Raw genomic sequence first — 20,300 nt, 5'->3', positions numbered from 1 at the left:
GGCGGTACGCGACGACGATGGCGGCCGTGACCACCGATCTCTCCACCACCCCGGTACGGCGACTCCTGCGCGGCCGGTTCGGGTGGTTCCTCACCGGCCGTACCATCGACATGTTCGGCAGTTCGATGACCACTGTCGCGTTGTCGCTGGCGGTGCTTCAATCCTCCGGTCAGGCCACCGACCTGGGCATCGTGCTCGCCGCCAACATCGTGCCGATGCTCGTGCTGCTGCTGGCAGGCGGAGTGCTGGCCGACCGGATGAGCCGCCGTCTGCTGCTGATCGCCGCCAACACGGTCAGCGCGGCCGCCATCGGTGGTGTCGCGGTCATGCTGCTCACCGGCCGCTACCACCTTCCGTCGATCGCGGTGCTCGCGCTGGTGGCCGGGGCCGCCGGTGCCTTCGCGTCGCCGGCGCTGCGCGGGATCGTGCCCGAACTCGTCGCCGACACCGATCTGCAGCGGGCCAACGCGCTGCTGGCCAGCAGTGGCCACGCCGTACGGATCATCGCGCCGACCGTGGCCGGCCTGCTCACCGCCACGGCCGGCGGGGGCTGGGCGCTGGCCGTGGACGCGGGCAGCTACCTGCTGGCGGCGGTGCTGTTCCTGCGACTGCCGCCCAGAATCCGGACGCCTGTCGGGGACCGGACGCCGGCCGCCGCCGGGCTGGGGCGTGACCTCGTGGCCGGCTGGCGGATCTTCCGGTCGCAGCACTGGCTGGTGCTGACCAGCGTGTCCTTCGCGGTGATCAACGCGGTCAACGTCGGCCCGTGGAACGTGCTAGGCCCGATGCTGGTGTCGGATCGGGGTGGCCCGCTCGGCTGGGGTGCGGTGCTGTCGGTCCGCGCGGCCGGGCTGCTGCTGATGAGCGTCGTGGCGGTGCGGCTGGTGTTCCGGCGACCGTTGCGTACCGGCCGGTTGTTCGGGGTCCTTCCGGCGTTGCCACTGCTGGCGCTGGGTTTCTCCGGTGAACCGTGGATCGTGGCCGTGGCGGCGTTCGTGGGTGGCCTCGGTTTCACGATCTCGGCCATCACCTGGAACACCGCCCTGCAGACGCGGGTGCCGCGGGAGGCGCTGTCGCGGGTGTCGGCCTTCGACGACCTGTTCTCGTTCATCGCGATCCCGCTGTCCCAGCTGGCTGCCGGACCGCTGGCCGCCGCGCTGGGTGCGGGCCCGGTGGCGCTGGCGTGCGGTGTGGTCTACGTGATCGCGGCCCTGGTGCCGTTGCTCAGCACCCAGGCGCGCCGTTCGTAGGCCACCCGTCACCCGACGTAAACACCTGATACGGGACTGTGTCATCAACTTTTCACTTGCTTTGTTGATCATTCAACGGACGGTGAACGGGGAAAGAAGTGGGGACGGCATGGCGAAGCGTGTGTTCGTGCACATCGGGGCACCCAAGACCGGCAGCACCTATGTGCAGAACGTGCTCTTCGACAACGCCGAGCGCCTGGAGAAGGCCGGCATCCTGATCCCGGCGACGTTCGCCGCCCACGACCAGGCGATGACCGATCTGCGTGCCGTGCCGTGGCGGGACCCGCAGGCGTACTGGACGTGGGATCTGCTCGCCGAGAAGGCCGCCGCCTTCGGTGGTGACGTGATCCTGACCAGCGAGGGTTTTGGCGCGGCCAGCGCTGAACAGGCGAAACGTGCCGTCGAGACGCTGCAGCCGGCCGAGGTGCACATCGTCGTGGCCGCCCGTGACCTGTGGCGGACGCTGCCGTCGATGTGGCAGCAGAGCATCCGGGCCCGCAGCACCTGGCGGTTCGAGGACTTCCTCGCCGCTGTGGAGAAGGGCGAGTTCGAGCAGTTCTGGGAGCACTACACGGCCAACCGGATGTTCCTGCGCTGGGCCGACCTGGTGCCGCCGGCCCAGCGGCACCTGGTCACGGTCCCACCGGCCGGGGTGTCGCACGACCTGCTGTGGCAGCGGTTCGCCGGCGTCCTCGGCATCCCCGGCGGCGTGTGCGAGCCGGCCGCGCCGACCTCCAACCCGTCACTCGGCGCGCCCGAGATCGAGGTGCTGCGCCGCGTCAACGCCGCGCTCGGGGACCGTTATCCGCACCGGATGCCGTACCAGCGGGTGGTGCAGCAGCATTTGGTCCGGGCGGTGCTGCAGAAACGCGACAACGAGGTGCGCTTCGGGGTCGGGCTGGACCGTGCCGACTGGGTGATGGGCCTGGCCGAGCAGCAGATCACCGAACTGCGCGACTACGACTGCCACATCGTCGGTGACCTGGGCGAACTGCGCCCGGCCGGGATGCGGCAGTCACACAGCCCCGACGAACTGGACGACCGGCAGATCCTGGACGCGGCCATCGAGACGATCATCGGCATGATCGGTCACGCTGAGGACCTGCAGGGCCTGGTCCCGGCGGGACGCCCCGGCATGCTGGCCCGGGTGCGACGCGGCATCCGTCGTACCATCGGCTGAGTTTGATCTTCTGTTCGCCCTGACCAGTGCGAACGACCGATAGGTGTCACCCCAGCGTGACGGATGGGACCGCGGGGTCGCCGTTGCTCCAGATGCCCCGGATCCGGCGGTTGGTGATCTGCCAGCCGCCGCCCCGTCGACCTGGAGTTCTTCACCGCGATCTTCGACGGCGTGCTGCTCCCCGCCCTCCGGCCAAGTTGATCCCTTCCCGCCCGTCGGCCGAGCTGAGCCGTCGAGGTCAGCGCAGCCCGGCCAGCGCTGCTGCGGTCGCCTCGTCGGCCGGCAGGAACGCCTCCAGGCGCAACTCGGCGACGGCGACATCGGTGGCGGTGCCGACGCCACCGACGAGCGTGCCGAACGAGGCGTTCGCCATGATCAGGTCACCGTGCCGGTCGACGACCACGACGGGGTAGGGCTGGTGGCCGTACAAGATGGTGGTCAATGCGCTCTTGATCGGTCCCAAGCGTGGATCGTCCAGATCCGTCTGCGGATAGGCCGGCGCGAAACCGGCGGTGAGCAGCAGTTCGTTGCGTTCCTGGAGCGGCGCCTCGATGGACTCCGCCAACCGGACGATCATCGCCCGGCCGGGTGTGGACCGGCCGCTCTCCAGAAAGCTGACGTGCCGCTGCGTGGTCCCGGCCCGGGTGGCCAGTTCGAGCTGGCTGACCCGCCGCCGGGTACGCCACCGACGCAACGCGGCCGGGAATCCGTCGGTGTTCATCGGTTCTGTTTCCCGGCTGGCGCGACGGGCCGTTGCGGGCCGAGTACCTGCCGCAGAGCGGCGGCTTCGGGGCCTGGGCGCCCGGCACGTCGTCGACCGCTCCGTGATGCCGGACCGGCCCGGCGAAGTCCACGCGATGCCGGACCGGCACACCGCGGTCCGTGCGGGGTCTGATTGGTCCGCCGCGGTCCGTGCGGTCAGCGGTGGCCGGGGTGCCGACCGGATCGTCGACACCGCCGGAGACCTCGAACAGTCGCTGCGTGCGCTCGCGGTCGTCGCGCTCGTCGGTTCACTCGCGGGCCCATCCATCGGCGCTCCCCGGCCGGTGGACTCGCGCCTGCTGTTCGGTGTCGCCGGGGCCGTCCGGGCGATCGCTGTCGGCAGCCGCGCCCAGTTGGCCCCGCGCTTGAGTAGCTGTCACCAGCCCCAAAGTTACTGATGGGTAGAGCCGTGAGTGGCCTCGGCGCCTGGTCGGGCGCTCACCCCCGCCGCGGCGGTCGTTTCCTCGTGCTCGCGGAGCAGGCGCAGGATCGTCGCGGGAGATGGGTGCTGTCCTTTCTTCTGCCTTTGGTGATGACGAGCCGGGTGGCGATGTCGCGCAGGCTCAGCTCTTGGCTGCGCAGGTGCAGGGCCATGGAGAGCATGTCGCTGTCGGTGACGCTGGCGCCGCCGATGTTCTTGCCTCTGCTGCGGGCGGATTCGTGGCCTTCCAGGGTGCGGTTGCGGATGTATTCGCGTTCCATCCCGGACAGCGCCGCGAGTACGGTGAATACGATCCCGGACGGGTCGTGTGAGCCTTGGAGTTCTCCGGTGAGGAACTCCAGGCCGACGCCGGACGCTTTCAGTTGCTCGGCGAGGGCTGCCAGTTCCAGGCCCGGCCGAGTCGTTTGTGTTCGTGGATGACGAGGGTGACCGCGGCGCCGGAGGCGCGGATCTCCTGGGCGAGGTGGACGGCCTTGTCGGGTTCGGGCCGGCGGGTGGCGCGGGTGGAGATCTTCTCGGAGAAGATTCGGGTGACGCCGTCGGAGCGCAGCGAGTCGAGTTGGGTGTCCAGGGACTGCCGGACGGTGGACGCGCGGGCGTAGCCGATCCGGACCTGCCCTGCCGGCTCCGCGTCACGGGCGGGAGGTCGGGGCAGTTCGGTCCAGGCCGGCCCTGGTTTGCGGACGGCGGGGGTGGCGACGCCAAGAGTCTTGGTCAGGTGCGGTACGAGCCGGAAGCGTGCGGTGTGGTTCTGGACGGCGACCTTGCCCTTGCCGGTCCGGCAGGGCGAGCCGGCCGGGGCGGCGCATGCGGACATCGGGCAGTCGCGCTCTTCCACGCGCAGGAAATCGTCGTCGCTCACCCGCAAAGTGTTTCATATGACGTTTCGTTCCCTCGGCCGTATGCAACGACCTATGAAACGAAGGATGCCCTGGACGGCAAGCGCCTCGCCGACTGTTTCACAAGCGAACACCTATGAAACAGCGCACGGGAGGTGGACGCCGCAAGCGAGCAGGATTCTGTCCGGGAAACGGGGGATGCGACATCGCAGGGTCCCCGGATCTTATGTAGGTGAAGCGGCGTCAGCCCAGGGCGCTCGCTGGCGTGATGTCGGTGTCCTTGGTCGGATCCGGATCGGTGCGGTCGTCGTTCGGTGTGGGGGGTCTGAGCGGGAGTGTGGCGGTGAAGCGGCTACCGCCGCCGGGGTTGTCGGTGACGGTGATGGTGCCGTGGTGCCGGTCCACGACGCGTTGGCAGATGGCTAGGCCGAGGCCGGTGCCTTGGTAGCTGCTGCCGTTGGTGGCGCGGTGGAAGGTGTGGAAGATCTGCTGGTGTTGTTCGGCGGGGATGCCGATGCCCCGGTCCGCGACGGTGATCCCGGCCCAGCCCGGAGGTCCCGCCTGCGCGCTGATCTCGACGTGCGCTGGCTGTCCGGGCGCCGTGTACTTGAGGGCGTTGCCGATGAGGTTGTCCAGCAGTTGCCGGCAGAGCAGGCGATCGGCGTACACGGTCGGGAGTTGGCGGGTGTAGATGTCGGGGAATCGTGCCGGGTTCTCGCCGGTGTGGTTCGTGCGGAGGTGATCGGTGCGTTCGGCGACGATCTGTTCGACCAGCGGTTGCAGGTCGACCGGTTCGAGGTTGAGGGTTGCGTCCCTGGCGGTGGCGTAGGCGAGCAGGTCGTCGATGAATCGCTGCATCCGGTCCACACCCTGGCGTATCCGTTCCAGGCTCGGCGTCAGTTCGCCGGGATCGGTGACGCCGTCGGCGAGGTCGGTTCCGATGATCTCCGCGAACCCGCTGATCGAGGCCAGCGGCCCCTTGAGATCGTGGGCCACGCCGTAGGCGAATGCTTTTAGGTCGGCTTGCCGGGCGCGTAGTTCGGCCTCGATCGTCTCCCGGTGGACCAGTTCGGATCGTAAGGCTTCGGCGGTCTCGGTGAGTTTCGTCTCGGCCTTCTTGCGATCGGTGATGTCGGTGCTGACGCCCGCCACCGCGTAGGCCTGACCGGCTACCTGGCGCAGGGCGAGTAGCGCCGACAGATAGGTGTGCGGCTCACCGGACAGGGCGATGACATGTTCGAACCGCACGGTGGCGCCGTCGGTGAGTGCCTGCTGTAGGCGCTGGTCGAGGTGGCTGGCGGTGTCGCTGTCGAACAGGTCGTGGTCGGTGAGCCCGACCGCGGTGCCACGGCCCGCGCCGAAATGGGTGTCGAAGTGTTCGTTCACCATGATGTACCGGCCGCCTGCATCTTTCAGGAACGCGGCTGCCGGCATGTTGTCCATGACGGCTTGCAACTGGGCGTGGCGGCTGAGCAGGATCTCGGAGTGGTCGCGTTCGGCCTCCAGTTGCGCGGCGCGGGCACCGGCCACCAGAGTGATCATGGCCAACACGATGACGTTGCCGATGACCAGCAACGCTATGCCCAGCCGTGTGTCGAACAGGCCGAGACGGTACTGGGCGTGCAGCCGGACCCAGCCTAGAAGAGGGGGGACCGAGATCGCCGTTGCCAGCAGCGCCCGGGTCAGCATCGCGGCTGGGCCCCGTGTGACCATCAGCCGCGCCGGGCCGTGCAACGGCCGCAGGAGAAACGTCGCGACCGACAGCATGAACACGGCGGCGGCGGTGTGCACGGCCATCCCGGTCAGGCCCAGGAACCGCTGCAAGGGGGAAACCCCAAGCCCGTAGCTGTAAAGCCCGATCATGGCCAGAGCCGCCGCGACCGCACACAGCGATTGCGCGCCGAGCCCCGCGATACGGCGGCGCGTGGTCACTGTTCCTGTCAGTATCTGCGCCGCGGCCAGCAGCACGGTCGCCGCCGCGGTGTTCGGCGCCATCCGCCCCGGATGCGAGGTGGCGATCCAGTCACCGGCGATCATCGAGGGAAACAGCAGCCGGTCCACCCCCAGATCCACGCCCGTCGCGTACTGGACCAGTACCAGCACACCGATCGCCGCCGCAGCCGAGCACCCCAGTAAGCCCGCGAGCCGCAGGCCTCGCCAGCGGCTGCCCGCGGCGGCCAAGCCGAACCCGAGGATCGTCAAGCTCACCGCCGTCATCGGCTTCATCGACGACGCCCCCGGCACCACCCGCATCAGGGCATCCACCCGCAACGCCCACCCCGCCAGCACCAGAGCACCCAGGAACATCGTGCCCGCCGCGACGGCACGTACCAGCCACACCGACCGCCTCAGCAGCCGCTGATCAGTGGCGAGTTCCGCGACAGCACCGTCGGCCAGTCCCGGTATCCCGGCAGCAGCATGACTTACACCCGACGTGGCACGATCAGAACCGGACATGCGGTACCCCCCGACCGCACTAAGGTCAGACAAACCCTTGTTTGCCATGCCGTTCCGCCACGGCCCGCGGCGGAACCTTGACCCTTTCCCGGACACGCTAGCGCCGATCGGCAGAGCCGGTCGGCGCAAGCCGAGATGCAGCGTGAGCCGATCATTCCGAAGGCCACCCAGCTGGAGCTTGAGTGGAGTCCCGAGCAGATTGCGGGGTGGCTGCGTCTGACGCACCCTGATCGGCTGTATTGGCATGTCTGTCACGAGACGATCTACCAGGCGCTTTACCACGGGGGAAGGGGTGGCCTGCACCGCCAGCTGACGAAGCGACTGCGCACCAGCCGGCCGCTGCGCAAACGGCGTCGGCGGCCGACCGAGCGAAGCCCACGGTTTGTCATGCGGGTCTGCTGCACCGATAGGTGACAGGTCGAGTCACGCGGCCTGACTGGCCGGTGGGGTCATGATGGTCTCGTACTCGATAGGGGTCAACCGGGACAAGCCCCAGCTGACCGGGCTCGAACTGTGCCGCGCCATCAGCGTCGATCCCGACCTGCACGACACCCCCGTCGTCATCCTCAGCGGCCGTCTGCTGCCCGGCACACCGGACGTCACACAGATCCGCCCCTCGGCCATGCTCACCAAACCGTTCACCAATCACGACCTGATCACCGCGGTCAAGGACATCCTTGAACCGCGCAACCGCGAAACAACGTCCGCCCAGGTCATCCCCTGACACGACGCCTAGGTCACCACGTCACGTCCCCGCCTGTCAGCGCCCCGGCCGTCCTGCGGGTCCTGCACCGCATTGACCCAGCAGGCGAACACCTTGCGGCCCGGGTGCCGGCCCGCGGGTGTGGTCGAGCCGCTCGTTCATCTTCAGGATCCATCTCCCGTAGAGGGCCTCGTGCGACCAGAACAGCGGGGTCAGGGCACGCCGGTCCTCGTCGGTCATCCGGCCGGCCCATTCGGGTTCGGACAGCACGTGGTCAACGAGCCGGGTGTTGATCAGAACGAGGGAGGATTGCAGCAGGTGCAGGGCGAGCGCGGAGATCTCCTGGTGCTCGCGGTCCGGGCCGGTCAGTTCGGCGTCCTTGCCGTGCCGGCTCCGCCCGGTGATCGACCGGGTGTTCGCGTTCGAGCAGGCGCCGGAGGCGTTTCGCTACCACGAGCGGGATCGGCCGTACGGGAAGGTGGTCATTGGTTTGAGCGATCGCTCAAGGTCAGCTACAGTTTGAGCAGGTGCTCAAATCTGTCGGAGGCAACGCCGTGGCCAGGATCCATGTCGAGACGATCATCGACGCGCCGCTCGAACGCATCTGGGAGTTCACCCAGGATCCTCGGCGGCATCCGCGGTGGGATGCCCGGTTCGGGCGCATCGATCCGGTGCCGGGCACCGAGCCCGCCGCGTTCACCTACGCCACCACGGTGTTCCCCGGCGTCGAGATCGCCGGTCACGGCGTGCACACCGGGGACCGGCGCGACGACACGGGCGGCGCGGTGTCGGCGTTGCGGTTCGGGTCGTCCGACTGGCGGTCGCCGATCGAGAGCGGGACCGGATACTGGCGATATGTTCCGGTCGCCGGTGGGGTGCGATTCCTGACCGGGTACGCCTACCGCACCCGCTGGGGACTCGTCGGCTGGGCCGTCGACCTGGTGTTCGGGCCGGTGTTCGGATGGGCCACCGCCTGGTCCTTCGACCGGCTCCGCCTGTGGCTCGAACACGACGTCACCCCCGAACGAGCACTGCGCCACGCCGTCGCCGAGACGACGCTGCGGCTGATTCTCGTCGCCGGTGCCGTCGCCACCGTCACCTCCGGTGCCGGCGTCCCCGGCATCGGCTGGTTGTTCGCGCTTGTGATCGCAGGGCTGGCGGTGTTCTTACCGCCGCACCCGCGCACTCCCGCGGCCCGCCGCTGCCGTCGGCGGCCAGCTACCCCGCAACCCGCCGAACCTCCGCCGCTAGCCTGTTCACCACGGGTGACCGCTTCTCGGCTGGCCGCGCCTTCGCTGCGGGCGATCGCTGCCCGATCGGGTGCCGGGACGGGGGAGCGGCGATGACTTCGGTGTTTCAGCAGGCCATGGGGGACGAGTTCGACCGGCTGCACCCGCGGCTGCAACGCCGGTTCGGCGTCGACGGCGATCGGGATCAGGGCTGTGTCGGCACCGGCGTGATGGACCGGGTGTGGCGTGGAGCCGCTTTCACGGTGCCGTTCCTGCATTTCGGTACATTGCGGCACATCCTGTTCCCGGAGACCGGCACCGGCATTCCGTTCACCATCGAGAACTACGCCTACCGCGACACCTACGCCCGGCCCACCCTGACGTTCGTGCGCACCTTCCAGGTCCGCCCGCACCGCCGCCGCCGTTTCGACGCCACCATGGTCTACGACCCGGCCCGCAACGTGGTCATCGACTACCTGGGCACCACCCAGCACCTGGCCGTCGACCTGGACGTCAGCACCGACGGCACCGGCGGCCTGCGCCTGCGCAGCACGGCCCAGACGTTCCGCGGCGGCGTCCGCTGCCCCGGCCCACTGACCGGCGACGCCGAGGTCCACGAGACCTGGGACCCGGACGCTGACTGCTTCCGCATCCGGGTCACCGTCACGAACCGCCGACTCGGCCCCCTCTTCGGCTACCACGGCACGTTCACCACCAGGTACGTCCCGTCCGGCACCCCGGTCCCGGCCGCTGTCCGCCCACTCCGCGAGAACCCGCCCTGGTGATGCGGGCGTGATCCGCTGTTCCCGGTGGGGTGCCGGGTGAGCGTCAACCGGGCATCCGGTTGAATCCGCGGATGACGCGGTGCAGTGCGCTGATGAACGCGGCCGTGGACCCCGCGGGGCGGCGCAGTCCCGGGGTGTGGTCGGTGGCCGCCGCGACGATCACCCTGGCCACGTCGGCGGGGGTCGTTGCCGCCGCCTACACCGATACCCGGCCCTCACCCGCTCCTGACCCCGCACTGCAGACCTGATCGTAGGGTGACCGCGGCGGGTCAGACGCGGCGCAGGACGGAGACGACCTTGCCCAGGATCACCGCTTCGTCGCCGGGGATCTGAGTGTAGGACGGGTTCCGGGGCTCCAGGAAGACGTGGCCTGCGCGGCGCTGGAACACCTTCACGGTGGCCTCGTCGTCGATCATGGCGGCGACGATGTCGCCGTTCCACGCCTCGGACTGCTGGCGGACCACCACGATGTCGCCGTCGCAGATCGCGGCGTCGACCATCGAGTCGCCCTGGACGCGGAGGCTGAACAGGGTGCCGCGGCCGACCAGGTCACGGGGGAGGTTCAGCAGCTCCTCGGTGGACTCGTCGGCCAGGATCGGGGTGCCGGCGGCGATCGTGCCGACCAGCGGGACACCCACCGTGTCGCCGGAACGCGACTCGGAGCCGCCGGTGGGCTCCAGGAACATCCGGATGTCCACCGGGCGGGCCATCGAACTGCCGCGGCGCAGGAAACCGTGGTCCTCGAGGGTGCGCAGGTGGCGGCTCACCGTGGAGGAGGACAGGCCGACCGCGTCGGCGATGTCGCGGGTGGAGGGCGCGTAACCGTGTTTCACCGCCGCGTCGCGGATCACCGTCAGGATGCGGCGCAGACGCTCGGGCAGGATGGACGTGTCGAATTCCTCGGCTAGCACTTGGAGATCCTTCCTCATGCCGGACGTGAACCGAAATCGGCGCGCCGTGCACTGTTCTGATGTGACTGATGCGGAACGCGACGCCCTGCTGGTGGTCCGGGCGCAACTCGGGGACCGAAGAGCGCTGAGCGAACTGGTGGGGCACTGGCACCTCCCGGTCTGGCGTTACGTGCGGGTGATGCTGGGCGACCGGGCCCGGGCGGACGACATCAGCCAGGAGGTGTGGGCGCGAGCATTACGGGCGCTGCCGCGACTGCGGCAGCCGGAACGCTTCGCCCCCTGGTTGTTGACGATCGCCCGTCGATCGGTCATCGCGAACCTACGGGAGGGGTACGACAAAAACGTCCCGGAGGAGTCGCCGTCCATCAGGGACGAGGCGGACAGCGTCCTGGATCGCGCTCAGGTGACCGAGGGCCTGGCCGGTCTGGCGCCCCGGGAACGCGAGGTGCTGATCCTGTTCTACCTGCAGGATCTGGCCTTGGACGACTGCGCCCAGATCCTGGGTGTCCCGCCGGGCACGGTGAAGTCCCGGCTCAACCGGGCGAGGCGGCTGCTGCGCGACCAGATGATCGAGAAGGGATACGGCGCATGACCGACGAGCCGGGTTTCACCGCGGAGCACGTGATCCGGCCGGTGTCGCGGCGGATCCTGGCGGCCGGGATCGCGGGACTGGCCGGTGCCACGACCATCGGCGCGCTCTGGGCGACCGAACCGGGGAGCCTGCCCACCCGTACCCAAGCGGCGTTCGCGGGTTTGATCGTTGTCGGACTGACCTGGGCCGGGCTCGCTGCCTGGACCCTGGTGCGCCGGCCGTTGTTCGCCGCTGACCGAGTGATCGGGGCATGGCTGGCGATCGTGTTCAGCGCCGCTACCGCAGTGTTCAGCGGCGTGATCGCCGGACCGTTCGCGGCGCTGCCCGGACTGCTGCTCGCCGTGGTGGCCGTCGTCCTACTGGTCCGGGCCCGTGCCTGGCGTGATCGGTTGCGGTCACAGGTGGCCACGCTGAGAAAAGCGGGCGAAGACGCCTGAAGCCGCGTCAGGATGGTGAACGGCTCCAGGTCAGGCCGCGGGCGGCGAGGGCCTCGGACAGGATCCGGATGGCTTTCGGGCCGACGCCGTGCATCGCGAGCAGGTCTTGCTCGCGGTGGGCGGCGACCTGGGACAGCGTGGTGATGCCCGCCTCGCGGAGGGCACCGGCGGCGGGCCGGCCGATGGGTGGAAGGTCGTTCATCCGCCCACGATAAGCCGTCAGCGGGGCTGGATCTGGCCGGTCATGTCGCTGACGCGGCCCAGGTGGTCGAAGGTCACCCGGATCTGGGAGCCGTCGCCGTGGCGGCCGGCGACGCCGTTCGGGGTGTCGTCGACGCGCCAGCCCTGCTGTTTGAGGAAGGCGACGACCACGGTCCGGTGGTCCACGGCGAAAGCCTGCAGCACCTGGCCGAGGACGGTGAAGGTCTTCGCCGGCGGGACCGCGCCCCGGACCCGGGCCGGCAGGTTGTCCAGGTGGAAGAAGATCGCGCCGCCGTTGTAGGTGCCGCGGTAGTAGGAGCGGCCGGTCAGCCCGGAGGCGACCAGGGACAGCCGGTGCCCGTCGGCGCGGTCCAGGCGCAGGGTGGGTTCGGTCAGTTCGCGGACACCCTCGAGGCGGCCGTGTTCGCGCAGCCAGCCGGCCAGTTGCAGCAGGTTCGGGTCGAGGTTGCTGCCGCTGTTCGCCCAGGCCCACAGCCAGGTCCCGTCGGAGTGGCTCTCGGTGCCGAGCAGCTGAACCGGGTACCGCAGGTCGCTGCCGAACGTCACCAGGCCCGCGTTCAGGTCGAGCTGCCAGCCGCGATCACCGAGGAGGTCGGCGAGCGCCAGCTGACGAGCCATGCCGGTGGCGACATGCTGGGCGAACAGGTCATCGAACGAGGACACGAACCGGCCTTTCGATCAAGGGAGCCGGTGCAGTGTTACACGACACTCCCGGACCCGCCGTAGGCGGCTCGGCTCAGGCGGATCAGATCCGCCAGCAGGGCCGGTGGATCGTCGCGCCACCACGCCAGGTGGACGTGCGGCCCACGCGTACCCGACCCGCAGTTCGTCCTGCCGTCTTTCGGCGATCCGGCGCAGGTGGGTGATCTCGTCGAGGATGCGCCGGGCGCCCTCGAGGACCTGGCGGCCGGTCGCGGTCAGCGCCACGTGGCGGGTGGTCCGTTGCAGCAGCCGTACGCCCATCGTGGCCTCCAGCGCCGCGATCGCCCGGGACACCGACGCCTGCGAGACGCCCAGCTCGGCGGCGGCGCCGGTGAACGTGCCCGCGTCGACGACGGCGACGAGCGCCCGTAGTTGACGCGGCTGCGGATCCATCCGCTCAGCGTATAGATCCGCCGGTCCGGGTATTTCTCCGCGCGGCCCGGCGCCCCGCACACTGCTGGCATGAAGGTGGGTTCGGTGATCATGCTGGGGAGCGCGGCCAGCAACCAGCTCGGTGCGGCGGTCGGGGCGCACGCGTTCGCGGCGATCGGCCCGGCCGGGGTGGTGGCGGTGCGGCAGTTCGTGGCGGCCGCGGTGCTGCTGCCGGTGGCCCGGCCGGACCTGCGCCGTTTCACGTGGGCGCAGTGGTGGCCGACGCTGCTGCTCGGGCTGGTGTTCGCGACCATGAACCTGTCGCTCTACACCGCCGTCGACCGGATCGGTCTCGGGCTGGCCGTCACGCTGGAGTTCCTCGGGCCGCTCGCGGTGGCCCTGGCCGGTTCCCGCGGCCGGATCGACCTGCTGTGCGCGGCCGGTGCGGGCCTCGGGGTGTACGTGCTGGTCCTGCCGTCCGGCAGCAGCGACTGGACCGGCATCGGCTGCGGACTGCTCGCCGCGGGCTGCTGGGCCGCCTACATCCTGCTGAACCGGCTGCTCGGCGAGCGGCTGCCCGGCCTGCAGGCACCGGCCGCGGCCACCACGGTGTCCGCGCTGCTCGCCGCTCCGGTCATGGTGCTGCTGCTGGTGCAGGGCCGGATGACCGGAACGGCGCTGCTGTACGCGGTCGGTGCCGGAGTCCTCAGTTCGGTGGTGCCGTACGCCGCCGACCTGATCGCCCTGCGCCGTGTCCCGGCTCGCTACTTCGGGGTGGTGATGAGCGTGCACCCGGTCTTCGCGGCCCTGGCCGGGCTGATCCTTCTCGGGCAGGTGCTGGCCGTGCACGAGTGGCTCGGCATCGCCGTCGTGGTGGCGGTGAACGTGGTCGCGGTACGGCAGAATACGAACGATGGCGGAACTGCTCGCACACAATGCGGCCAACGAGGTCACCGGCGGGGTGTGGCGGGTGTCCCGGGGGAGCGGCACGGCGATCCGCAAGATCGTGACGCCGCGGCGTGCGGGAGCGGCCGCCCACCTGGCGGCGAGTGACGATCCCGGGCACTTCAACTACTGGCGGCGTGAACCGCTGGCCTACTCGTCCGGGCTGACCACGGCGGCGTTCGCGGCCGGCGGGGTCAGCGCACCGGCCCTGCTGGACTTGACCGACAATCCGGACGGATCGGTCACGATGCTGCTGGAGGACGTCGAAGGGCGGCCCGGAACCACGCTGGGGGCCGCTGAACTGGGCGATCTCGCGTACCGCATCGGTCTCGGCCAGGCCGGCGACCCGCCGGCGATCGCCTGGCTGGCCCGCGACTTCCTGCGCGACTACACCCTCGCCCAGCCGATCCCCGGCGACCTGTCCTGGGATCATCCGGCGGCCGAGGAGGCCTGGCCGCCGCGGTTGCGGGCCGGGTTGCGGCGGCTGTGGGACCGGCGGTTCGAGATCCTGGACGCCGCCGACGCGTTGCCGCGCACCCTCTGCCACCACGACGTGTGGCCGATGAACCTGATCGGAACCGGCCCCGGGCCGGTCCTGCTCGACTGGGCGTTCGTGGGCCCCGGCGCGATCGGGGAGGACGCCGCCAATCTGGCCCTCGACACGTTCTGGGACGGGTTCGCCGACGTGTCCCAGCTGGATGCCGTGCTGTCGGCGGTGCGCGACGGGTACGCCCGCGGCATGTCGGCGGTCGCCGCGCCGGAGGAGATCCACCGGGCGATCCGGGTGACCGGCGCGGCCAAGTATTTCTGGCTGGCCCCGCGGATGCTGGCACAGGCCTGGAGCAATCCGCGCGGCGCCGGCTACGACACTCGCGACTGGGTGTCGATGTTCACCGGCCGGGCCCCGATGCTCCAGGTCGTCGTCGAGTGGGCCGACACGATCTGATACGTCGGTCATCCGACTGTTCCGGGGCCGATCCCTGACGGACTGGAACGATTCCAGAGTCCACCATGGACCCTTCACTCACGGATGAGGGAGTCATCGTGGTGGGGTTCGATCGAGGCCGCGCGGAAACGAGCGCCGAACGACTGCACGAGTGCCGGCAGCAGATCACCGGCCCGGTGACCACGGAACGCGGCTGGGCGCCCGCGCACCTGGAGATGAACGCCGTCCTGCTCGACCTGCCGGAGGACATCGCCGGGGTGGTGGCCCGCCTGAAACTGATCCAGTCGATCCTCGACTCGCTGCCGCCGAGCCCCGGCACCAACCGGGTGGCCGCCTTCAACGCGCTCTACCTGACCATCACCGAGCAGGTCGAAGCGCACCTGCGGGGTCCGGACGTCACTGATCCGATCTTCCTCGAGATGCTCGACGTCGAATTCGCCCGGCTCTACTTCACCGCCCTCGGCTCGTGGGGCGCCGCTCCCGGCGTCGACACCCCGGACGCCTGGGAGGTGCTGTTCCGGCGCGCCCACGACAGCGGCGTCAGCCCGCTGGAAGCGGCGGTCCTCGGGGTCAACGCGCACATCAACCATGACCTGGCGCTGGCTCTGATCGCCACCTGGCAGCGCCTCGGTTACCCGGGCGACGGCCCGCAGCACCCCGATTACCTGATCGTGAATCAGATCTTCTACCAGCACATTCCGCCGTTGCGCCGCCGGTTCGCCACCGCCTGGCAGATGCAGATCGACAGGTGTGTCGGCGACCTCGACGACTGGAGCCAGCGGATCCTCGTCTACTCCACCCGGGCGCTGGCCTGGGAGAAGGCCGAACGTCTGTGGGAGTTGCAGGACGACAAGGAGGATTATGCCCGGGCGCTGCTGGTGATGGACCGGGTGGCGGCGGTGGCGGGGGAGACCGTGCTGACCGGCGCCGGGATCGTGCGGGTGCTGTGGCTGGCCGCGACCGCCTGGGTCAAGGGCTTCCTGTTCCGGGTGCTCAGCCCACCTCGATGATGGTCGAGCTGCCGCCCAGCACGGCCACCGGCAGCCCGCTGTCCTTGACCGGGATCAGCGCCCACCACACCGACAGGCGCTTCATCGTCTGGGTGCCGCCGCCGGTGTTGGTGCCCAGTGTCCGCCGCCGCTGCGGGATGAACACCTTCCGGCCGGCGTTGGTGCCGACCACATCGGTGATCGTCGAGTAGGCGACCGCCGCCCCGCCGTCGGCGGTCCGCAGCGCCCGGATCGGGAACGTCGACACCGTCGACGTGTAGGTGACCGACTCGGCCGGGACGACCGTGCTGCCGTTGACGAACGTCATCTCGGTAAGGAGGGCGTCCGAGTTCACGATCTCCGTCGTCGTGGTGTCCCCGCCGAACAGCGGATCCGGGCTCGGCTTGTCGGTGATCTGCCGGGCGTGGGCCGCGGCGACGTCACGCGGCGAGGCCAGCAGCGTACCGCCGCTGTCGGTGTCGCCGACGATCTCCGCGTTGCCGGAGGCGTCCCGCCGGATCTCCGGCAGGGCCGCGTTCAGGCCCACATAGTGCCCCAGCCGCCAGTCACTGCCGCTCTTCACCATGACCAGCGGATAGATCGCCCCGCCGAACGACGTCCGCGACTCCACCACGAAGAAGTCGGCACCGGACAGCTCACCGGGGATCTGCGAACCGAACGCGTTGTAGGTGAACGGTTTGATCGCGAAGTCCGCCGGCGTGGTGTTCAGCGACGCCTGGTCCATCGCCAGGGCGGCCTCGACCTCGTACAGGCCGACCGCCGACGCGTTCAGAGTGCTGTTCGCCTTGTTGTTGTCCGTGGCGAGCTGCGTCAGCAGGGCGGTCACCGCGGCCTCGTCGAAGATCGGCTTCCCGGTGTCCACCGGCGGCGCGGACGTGACAGCGGTCACCGCCGGAGCGGGCGTGGTGTTCGGCGTGCAGGCCGCCGCAGGGAGCAGGAGCAGGAACGCGACGGCGATTCTCGTAGTTCGGGGCACGGGCGGTGAGGATACTGGGTGTCGGCTAGAGTGAGCTGTGTGACTGCCGGGTCGGCTTCCAGCCATTACCGAGTGGGGCACCCGGCCGACGCTTGAGGGCCGGGCCGTCGCCACGTGCGCCGCCGCCTGTCGTGAGTTTCTCCGCCTTTTCCGGATGAACGTCACGACAGAAAGCCGAGAATGACGAACGATTTCAACACCGCCATCATCGACGAGTTCCGGGCCCACCACGGCCGGGTCGGCGGGATGTTCGAAGGTGCCCGACTACTCCTGCTGACCACCACCGGCGCCCGCTCCGGCCGGCCGCACACGGTGCCTCTGGGCTATCTGCCCGACGGCGACCGGATCCTGGTGATCGCCTCCGCCGGCGGTTCCCCGAGACATCCCGCCTGGTACCACAACATCCTCGCCGAGCCGGTCGTCACCGTGGAGGACGGCGTGTTCGTCTACCAGGCTACCGCCGCCCCGTTGGCCGCGACTGATCGTGACGAGGCGTTCGCCCGGGCCGTCGAACAGGACCCCGGCTGGGACGGATATCAGCGCCGCTCCGGACGTACCATCCCGGTCGTCGCCCTCGTCCCCATCCCGGTGCCGGGCCCGCCGCGCTCCAACGCGTCCACACCGGGGGAGATGCTCCGGATCGTGCACGACGCCTTCCGCCGCGAGCTGGCACTCATCCGCGCCGAGATCGCCACCTCCGGAACCATCCTCAGCGCTCAGCTGCGCGTCAACTGCCTCACGCTCTGTGTCAACCTGGACGGTCACCACACCCGTGAGGACGACGGCATGTTCCCCGCCCTGGAACAGTTCCAGCCGGATCTCGCCCCAGCTCTGACTCGTCTCAGAGCCGAACACGAAATCATCGCCGAACTGCTGAAACACCTGCGCACCGCCCTGTCTGACCCGACCCTGACCGGCGCCGATCTGATCAAGGCGGTGGATGTCTTGACGGCCGATCTGGAACGTCACCTCGACTACGAGGAGCAAGTTCTCATTCCGATTCTCGACGGAGCGTGACCGGAAGGAGCGGCGGGTCGCAAGGTGGTCCCGCCGCTCCGTCCCTTTTTCTGGTACGCCCGGGTAAGGCCCTGCCCCGGCCGCGCGACAGGGAGCCGGGCGGGGTTGCCGGCGCGACCGCCGGGCGTATGCGAACACCGGGTCACCCTCGGTCAACTGTCAACCTATTGTCCTAGGACACCTAGACGCGGTGGCGCATGCCGCCTTTGTCGACGGGTGTGGCGAACGCCACTAAAGATGATGGATCCGGGCTGCGGTCGAGGGTGCGGGTGGTCAGGGCGGTGACCGCATGATCGCTCGCCGTTTCCGTCGCAGGTGAGGCCGTCCGGCAGCGGGGGAGAGGAGCGTGGATTCCGCCGTTGCGGGGTGGTTCACAGCCGGGACACAGATGAAGACCGATTTGACCGTGGGCGAGAGAATCCCACCGATGAACACCGATAAGCCCACCCCCGCACCCCAGGGCAGTACGCCCGGGGAACCTGCCAAGGTCGATGAGTCGGCCGAGCCGACGGTCGCTCTGAGTATCCCCAGCGTCTCCGGTGACGCTGGGGTCTCCAGCTCCCCCATTGTCTCCGGCGCTCCCATCGTCTCTGGAGACGATGGTGCCTCTGACGACGCTGAGTCGACGGTCATGTTGTCGGCCGCCGAGACCGCTGAACCTTCTGAGGCGACCGTCGATTTGTCGTCTTCGGCAGCGTCCACCCCGGCAGCCAGCGCGGGGTCCGAGCCGACGGCTGACCTGGCGGTGGGGACTTCGGCTGCGGCTTCCGTTCCCGAGGTGGGCGAGTCCCAAAAATCCGGCGAGTCCGGCGAGTCCGGCGAGTCCGGCGATTCTGAAGAGTCCGAGGCGACGGTGACCTTGACTGCGGCCGATATCGCTGACGCGACGGTCGCCATTCCAGCGGTGGAGGATGCCGAGGAGACGGTCGCTCTCTCGGCGGGGGCGTTGTCCGCGGCGCTAGCTGCCGCGTCCACGGCAGAGGAGGAGTCCGAGCCGACCACGGTGATCTCCGCCAAGTCCGAGCCGACGGTCACCCTGCCCAAGCCCCGGCCCGCGCCAGAGTCGGAGTCGGCGGTCTCCCGGGTGTCCACGGCCGCTCTCTCGATCCCCTCCAAGTCGGCGGCCCGGCCCGAACCGGAGTCGGATTCGACGGTCGCCCTACCGGCTTCCCGCGTGTCCACGCCTGACACGGAGCCGACGGTCGCTCTCTCGATCCCGACGGCCGCCTCGCCGTCCGTTCCTGCCCAGCGATCCGCCCCGGATTCGACCGTCGCTCTACCGGTCTCCCGCGTGTCCTCGCCCGCCCTGAAACCCGCGACGCCTGCCCTGAAACCGGCCGTCGCCGCGCCACCCGTGCCACGCGCACCGACCACGCCGCGCCCGCCGACGGTCACCCCGCCGCCCTCCGAACCGACGGTCGCTCTGCCGGTCCTGCCGAGGATGCCTGCGGTCCTGGCCCCGCCGGCGAAACCTCTCACCCGCCGCCGCCTGCTCTGGGCGATTCCGGCCGTCGCCGGTACCGCCCTGGTCGGCGGCACGATCGCTGCCCTGTCCGGTCGCGACGAACCGGTAGCCACCAAGACCCCCAACCTGGTCGTCAGCGAGCCCCCGCCGGTCCCGTCCCCGACGCCCACCACCCCGAAACCCACGGCCCCGGTCATGAAGGTCCCGGTGCACACCCTGAGCGACTTCCGCGCAGTGGTCCCGGGTGATCCGTTCCCCACCGACTCCATCGCGCTCACCATCGACGACGGCCCGCACCCGGAGTGGACCCCGCAGATCCTGCGCGTGCTGGAGAAGTATCACGTCCCAGCCCTGTTCTGCATGATCGGCAATCAGGTCCTCGGTCACGAGTCCATCGCCCGTGACGTAGTCACCGACGGTCACCACATCGCCAACCACACCTGGAGCCACCCGCTCAACGTGGCCGAACTGTCGTCCCGCAGGGCGATCAAGGAGATCGCCCGAGCCCAGGACAAGATCTACAGCACCACCGGGTACGCCCCGAGCCTGTTCCGCGCCCCCGGCGGCGCCTGGTCCAAAGGCCTTTCAGAATCGGTCTCCAAGAGCAGCGTGATCCCGATGGACTGGTCCACCGACCCGCGCGACTGGTCCCGCCCCGGCGTAGCCCACATCACCAAGCGCCTGCTCGCCTCCAAGCCTGGCCAGATCCTGCTCTGCCACGACGGCGGCGGCGACCGCTCCCAGACGCTGGCCTCCCTGAAGACCGTGATCCCGGCTCTCCAGGCCAAGGGCCTGACATTCGTCGCCCTGGTGTGACCACCACCGAGCAGATCACCCGGCAGCCAGGACCAGGGGAATCAATCCTCTGGTCCTGACCCACACCACCACCCGTAAGGGTTACTCGTGGTTCTTCGTGCCCCGCATTCTTCGCTACCCTAGTCCCGTGACCGACGAGCCAGAGAACCGTTCTGAGTAACCCTGGAATACAGACCGACTTCTTTGAACTAGTGTCCTAGGAAGCCTTAGAGGTAGTGCGGCAAGCCGCACCTTCAAAACCC

23 protein-coding genes and 2 pseudogenes are annotated in these 20,300 nt (G+C 69.5%); 16 read left to right on the top strand and 9 right to left on the bottom strand.

Annotation, left to right across the window (positions count from 1 at the left end; all coding sequences use genetic code 11):
• Positions 1-26: 26 nt before the first annotated feature.
• Together BLU81_RS10890 and BLU81_RS10885 are read left to right on the top strand one after the other, a co-directional pair.
• Entirely contained in the window at positions 27-1,250 is a 1,224-nt protein-coding gene (locus tag BLU81_RS10890) for an MFS transporter (protein WP_157751463.1), read from the top strand.
• A gap of 109 nt (positions 1,251-1,359) precedes the next feature.
• Positions 1,360-2,430 (top strand): hypothetical protein, encoded by a 1,071-nt coding sequence (locus BLU81_RS10885; RefSeq protein WP_092543969.1) that lies wholly within the window; start codon positions 1,360-1,362, stop codon positions 2,428-2,430.
• A 238-nt stretch (positions 2,431-2,668) separates the two neighbouring features.
• Here the strand turns inward: BLU81_RS10885 and BLU81_RS10880 are convergent, their stop codons facing one another.
• The gene (locus BLU81_RS10880) at positions 2,669-3,151 is read right to left on the bottom strand and encodes a helix-turn-helix domain-containing protein (RefSeq protein WP_092543967.1); all 483 of its coding nucleotides are present in this window, start codon (positions 3,149-3,151) and stop codon (positions 2,669-2,671) included.
• Between the two features lie 106 nt (positions 3,152-3,257).
• Between BLU81_RS10880 and BLU81_RS10875 the strand changes: the two genes are divergently transcribed.
• On the top strand, positions 3,258-3,590 hold the full coding sequence (locus BLU81_RS10875; RefSeq protein ID WP_092543965.1) for an MDR/zinc-dependent alcohol dehydrogenase-like family protein: 333 nt from the start codon (positions 3,258-3,260) through the stop codon (positions 3,588-3,590).
• Positions 3,591-3,630: 40 nt separating this feature from the next.
• Here BLU81_RS10875 and BLU81_RS50480 read toward each other — a convergent pair.
• Positions 3,631-4,472: pseudogene (locus tag BLU81_RS50480) on the bottom strand (recombinase family protein).
• A 244-nt stretch (positions 4,473-4,716) separates the two neighbouring features.
• On the bottom strand, positions 4,717-6,930 hold the full coding sequence (locus BLU81_RS10865; RefSeq protein ID WP_172890524.1) for a sensor histidine kinase: 2,214 nt from the start codon (positions 6,928-6,930) through the stop codon (positions 4,717-4,719).
• A 168-nt stretch (positions 6,931-7,098) separates the two neighbouring features.
• Here BLU81_RS10865 and BLU81_RS52250 point away from each other — a divergent pair.
• Positions 7,099-7,317, top strand: a pseudogene (locus tag BLU81_RS52250) (IS30 family transposase); the annotation flags it as partial.
• Positions 7,318-7,381: 64 nt separating this feature from the next.
• Positions 7,382-7,654, top strand: a complete 273-nt coding sequence (locus BLU81_RS10855) for a response regulator (protein WP_092543961.1) — start codon at positions 7,382-7,384, stop codon at positions 7,652-7,654.
• A 36-nt stretch (positions 7,655-7,690) separates the two neighbouring features.
• Here the strand turns inward: BLU81_RS10855 and BLU81_RS50470 are convergent, their stop codons facing one another.
• Positions 7,691-8,038, bottom strand: a complete 348-nt coding sequence (locus BLU81_RS50470; protein WP_092543959.1) for a Tn3 family transposase — start codon at positions 8,036-8,038, stop codon at positions 7,691-7,693.
• On the opposite strand from BLU81_RS50470, the gene BLU81_RS52030 reads away from it, so the two are divergent.
• The 4 genes from BLU81_RS52030 to BLU81_RS47855 all read left to right on the top strand — a co-directional run bounded on the left by BLU81_RS52030 (position 8,034) and on the right by BLU81_RS47855 (position 9,895).
• Positions 8,034-8,156, top strand: a complete 123-nt coding sequence (locus BLU81_RS52030; protein ID WP_197686182.1) for a zinc-binding dehydrogenase — start codon at positions 8,034-8,036, stop codon at positions 8,154-8,156. The genes BLU81_RS50470 and BLU81_RS52030 overlap by 5 nt on opposite strands.
• A 4-nt stretch (positions 8,157-8,160) precedes the next feature.
• Positions 8,161-8,979 carry an SRPBCC family protein gene (locus BLU81_RS10840; RefSeq protein WP_231954402.1) on the top strand — a complete coding sequence of 273 codons (819 nt, stop codon included), beginning with the start codon at positions 8,161-8,163 and terminating at the stop codon, positions 8,977-8,979.
• Positions 8,976-9,647, top strand: a complete 672-nt coding sequence (locus BLU81_RS10835; RefSeq protein WP_092543957.1) for a DUF4166 domain-containing protein — start codon at positions 8,976-8,978, stop codon at positions 9,645-9,647. Before BLU81_RS10840 ends, BLU81_RS10835 begins: the two co-directional genes overlap by 4 nt.
• A gap of 92 nt (positions 9,648-9,739) precedes the next feature.
• A complete protein-coding gene (locus BLU81_RS47855; protein ID WP_172890523.1) occupies positions 9,740-9,895 on the top strand; it encodes a hypothetical protein in 156 nt (51 codons plus the stop codon).
• A gap of 21 nt (positions 9,896-9,916) precedes the next feature.
• On the opposite strand, the gene lexA is transcribed toward BLU81_RS47855, so the two are convergent.
• Positions 9,917-10,576, bottom strand: coding sequence for a transcriptional repressor LexA (gene lexA / locus BLU81_RS10830; RefSeq protein WP_092543955.1), 660 nt, complete (start codon positions 10,574-10,576; stop codon positions 9,917-9,919).
• Between the two features lie 43 nt (positions 10,577-10,619).
• Here lexA and BLU81_RS10825 point away from each other — a divergent pair, with 43 nt between their 5' ends.
• A complete protein-coding gene (locus tag BLU81_RS10825) occupies positions 10,620-11,150 on the top strand; it encodes an RNA polymerase sigma factor (RefSeq protein WP_231954401.1) in 531 nt (176 codons plus the stop codon).
• Complete coding sequence (locus BLU81_RS10820) at positions 11,147-11,587, top strand: hypothetical protein (RefSeq protein ID WP_092543951.1); 441 nt, start codon at positions 11,147-11,149, stop codon at positions 11,585-11,587. The genes BLU81_RS10825 and BLU81_RS10820 overlap by 4 nt, the downstream gene beginning before the upstream one ends.
• A gap of 7 nt (positions 11,588-11,594) precedes the next feature.
• Here the strand turns inward: BLU81_RS10820 and BLU81_RS10815 are convergent, their stop codons facing one another.
• From BLU81_RS10815 to BLU81_RS10805, 3 genes are read right to left on the bottom strand one after another with little or no spacing between them, the layout of a single operon-like run.
• Positions 11,595-11,789 (bottom strand): helix-hairpin-helix domain-containing protein, encoded by a 195-nt coding sequence (locus BLU81_RS10815; RefSeq protein WP_092543949.1) that lies wholly within the window; start codon positions 11,787-11,789, stop codon positions 11,595-11,597.
• Between the two features lie 17 nt (positions 11,790-11,806).
• Complete coding sequence (locus tag BLU81_RS10810; protein ID WP_092543947.1) at positions 11,807-12,472, bottom strand: DUF6882 domain-containing protein; 666 nt, start codon at positions 12,470-12,472, stop codon at positions 11,807-11,809.
• Between the two features lie 15 nt (positions 12,473-12,487).
• On the bottom strand, positions 12,488-12,904 hold the full coding sequence (locus BLU81_RS10805) for a LysR family transcriptional regulator (protein ID WP_092543945.1): 417 nt from the start codon (positions 12,902-12,904) through the stop codon (positions 12,488-12,490).
• A 69-nt stretch (positions 12,905-12,973) separates the two neighbouring features.
• On the opposite strand from BLU81_RS10805, the gene BLU81_RS10800 reads away from it, so the two are divergent.
• From BLU81_RS10800 to BLU81_RS10790, 3 genes are all read left to right on the top strand, one after another.
• Positions 12,974-13,936, top strand: a complete 963-nt coding sequence (locus BLU81_RS10800) for an EamA family transporter (RefSeq protein WP_231954399.1) — start codon at positions 12,974-12,976, stop codon at positions 13,934-13,936.
• Positions 13,845-14,774, top strand: coding sequence for a phosphotransferase (locus tag BLU81_RS10795; RefSeq protein ID WP_231954755.1), 930 nt, complete (start codon positions 13,845-13,847; stop codon positions 14,772-14,774). The genes BLU81_RS10800 and BLU81_RS10795 overlap by 92 nt, the downstream gene beginning before the upstream one ends.
• Positions 14,775-14,872: 98 nt before the next feature.
• The gene (locus tag BLU81_RS10790; protein ID WP_231954397.1) at positions 14,873-15,784 is read left to right on the top strand and encodes a DUF5995 family protein; all 912 of its coding nucleotides are present in this window, start codon (positions 14,873-14,875) and stop codon (positions 15,782-15,784) included.
• On the opposite strand, the gene BLU81_RS10785 is transcribed toward BLU81_RS10790, so the two are convergent.
• Positions 15,768-16,760 (bottom strand): hypothetical protein, encoded by a 993-nt coding sequence (locus tag BLU81_RS10785; RefSeq protein WP_157751461.1) that lies wholly within the window; start codon positions 16,758-16,760, stop codon positions 15,768-15,770. The genes BLU81_RS10790 and BLU81_RS10785 overlap by 17 nt on opposite strands.
• A 180-nt stretch (positions 16,761-16,940) precedes the next feature.
• Between BLU81_RS10785 and BLU81_RS10780 the strand changes: the two genes are divergently transcribed.
• The gene (locus tag BLU81_RS10780) at positions 16,941-17,777 is read left to right on the top strand and encodes a nitroreductase/quinone reductase family protein (RefSeq protein ID WP_092543939.1); all 837 of its coding nucleotides are present in this window, start codon (positions 16,941-16,943) and stop codon (positions 17,775-17,777) included.
• 427 nt (positions 17,778-18,204) lie between these two features.
• Positions 18,205-20,058, top strand: a complete 1,854-nt coding sequence (locus BLU81_RS47850) for a polysaccharide deacetylase family protein (RefSeq protein WP_157751460.1) — start codon at positions 18,205-18,207, stop codon at positions 20,056-20,058.
• Positions 20,059-20,300 lie beyond the last annotated feature (242 nt).

This window comes from Actinoplanes derwentensis (assembly GCF_900104725.1).
Taxonomy (GTDB): domain Bacteria; phylum Actinomycetota; class Actinomycetes; order Mycobacteriales; family Micromonosporaceae; genus Actinoplanes; species Actinoplanes derwentensis.
The sequence above is the reverse complement of the archived record's forward strand: the minus strand, read 5'-3'. Positions and strand labels throughout refer to the sequence as shown.

Bases quoted from the DNA above. Each gene is read 5' to 3' on its own strand.
- BLU81_RS10875 (WP_092543965.1), top strand. From the start codon at position 3,258: ATGCCGGACCGGCCCGGCGAAGTCCACGCGATGCCGGACCGGCACACC.
- BLU81_RS10805 (WP_092543945.1), bottom strand. From the start codon at position 12,904: ATGGATCCGCAGCCGCGTCAACTACGGGCGCTCGTCGCCGTCGTCGAC.
- BLU81_RS10880 (WP_092543967.1), bottom strand. From the start codon at position 3,151: ATGAACACCGACGGATTCCCGGCCGCGTTGCGTCGGTGGCGTACCCGG.
- BLU81_RS47850 (WP_157751460.1), top strand. From the start codon at position 18,205: ATGAACACCGATAAGCCCACCCCCGCACCCCAGGGCAGTACGCCCGGG.
- BLU81_RS47855 (WP_172890523.1), top strand. From the start codon at position 9,740: ATGAACGCGGCCGTGGACCCCGCGGGGCGGCGCAGTCCCGGGGTGTGG.
- BLU81_RS10815 (WP_092543949.1), bottom strand. From the start codon at position 11,789: ATGAACGACCTTCCACCCATCGGCCGGCCCGCCGCCGGTGCCCTCCGC.
- BLU81_RS10885 (WP_092543969.1), top strand. From the start codon at position 1,360: ATGGCGAAGCGTGTGTTCGTGCACATCGGGGCACCCAAGACCGGCAGC.
- BLU81_RS10780 (WP_092543939.1), top strand. From the start codon at position 16,941: ATGACGAACGATTTCAACACCGCCATCATCGACGAGTTCCGGGCCCAC.
- BLU81_RS10820 (WP_092543951.1), top strand. From the start codon at position 11,147: ATGACCGACGAGCCGGGTTTCACCGCGGAGCACGTGATCCGGCCGGTG.
- BLU81_RS10800 (WP_231954399.1), top strand. From the start codon at position 12,974: ATGAAGGTGGGTTCGGTGATCATGCTGGGGAGCGCGGCCAGCAACCAG.
- lexA (WP_092543955.1), bottom strand. From the start codon at position 10,576: ATGAGGAAGGATCTCCAAGTGCTAGCCGAGGAATTCGACACGTCCATC.
- BLU81_RS10855 (WP_092543961.1), top strand. From the start codon at position 7,382: ATGATGGTCTCGTACTCGATAGGGGTCAACCGGGACAAGCCCCAGCTG.
- BLU81_RS10835 (WP_092543957.1), top strand. From the start codon at position 8,976: ATGACTTCGGTGTTTCAGCAGGCCATGGGGGACGAGTTCGACCGGCTG.
- BLU81_RS10865 (WP_172890524.1), bottom strand. From the start codon at position 6,930: ATGTCCGGTTCTGATCGTGCCACGTCGGGTGTAAGTCATGCTGCTGCC.